Here is a 953-nt window from a genome sequence, read left to right as displayed (position 1 = left end):
GATCTTCAACAAGAAATCCAAGAAGCGTTGGACTCAAACCCATTATTGGAAGTTGAAGAAGGCCACGAAGAACCTCAAGCAAATGGTGAAGACAAATCAGCACTCGAAACTGCTGACAACAGTGCCAACGAGCCAACAGAAATCGAAGTTCCTGATAGTTCTGACGTCATCGAAAAGTCCGAAATCAGCTCAGAGCTTGAAATCGACACAACTTGGGATGATGTCTACAGCGCAAATACGGGCAGTACCGGTTTAGCGTTAGACGATGATATGCCGGTCTACCAAGGCGAAACCACAGAATCGCTACACGATTACCTGATGTGGCAACTCGACTTAACGCCTTTCAGTGAAACCGACCGTACGATTGCCATTGCCATCATTGATGCGATTGACGATTACGGCTATCTGACTCTATCTCCTGAAGAGATTCACGAAAGCTTCGACAACGAAGATATTGAGTTGGATGAAGTCGAAGCCGTGCGCAAACGCATCCAACAGTTTGACCCGCTTGGTGTGGCATCGCGGAACCTGCAAGAATGCTTACTCCTGCAACTTGCAACCTTCCCAGAAGACACGCCTTGGCTTGCGGAAGCCAAAATGATTCTTGCCGATCACATCGATCACCTTGGTAATCGCGATTACAAACTGGTCATCAAAGAAACTAAGCTAAAAGAAGCGGATCTACGCGAAGTATTAAAACTGATCCAACAGTTAGATCCTCGTCCGGGCAGCCGCATTACCCCAGACGACACAGAATACGTCATTCCGGACGTATCGGTATTTAAAGATCATGGGAAATGGACCGTTTCCATCAACCCTGACAGCATTCCAAAGTTAAAAGTTAACCAACAATACGCTCAATTAGGCAAAGGCAACAGTGCGGATAGCCAGTACATTCGCAGCAATTTGCAAGAGGCAAAATGGTTAATTAAGAGCTTAGAGAGCAGAAACGA

General features: G+C 46.3%; 1 pseudogene. It reads left to right on the top strand.

Features of this window, described 5'->3' with window-relative positions:
• Positions 1–953: pseudogene (locus R7Z49_RS23830) on the top strand (RNA polymerase factor sigma-54); the annotation flags it as partial.

This window comes from Vibrio sp. 1562 (assembly GCF_033340155.1).
GTDB classification, from domain to species: domain Bacteria; phylum Pseudomonadota; class Gammaproteobacteria; order Enterobacterales; family Vibrionaceae; genus Vibrio; species Vibrio alginolyticus.
Note: the sequence above shows the minus strand (reverse complement) of the source record. Positions and strands in the feature narration are given on the sequence as shown.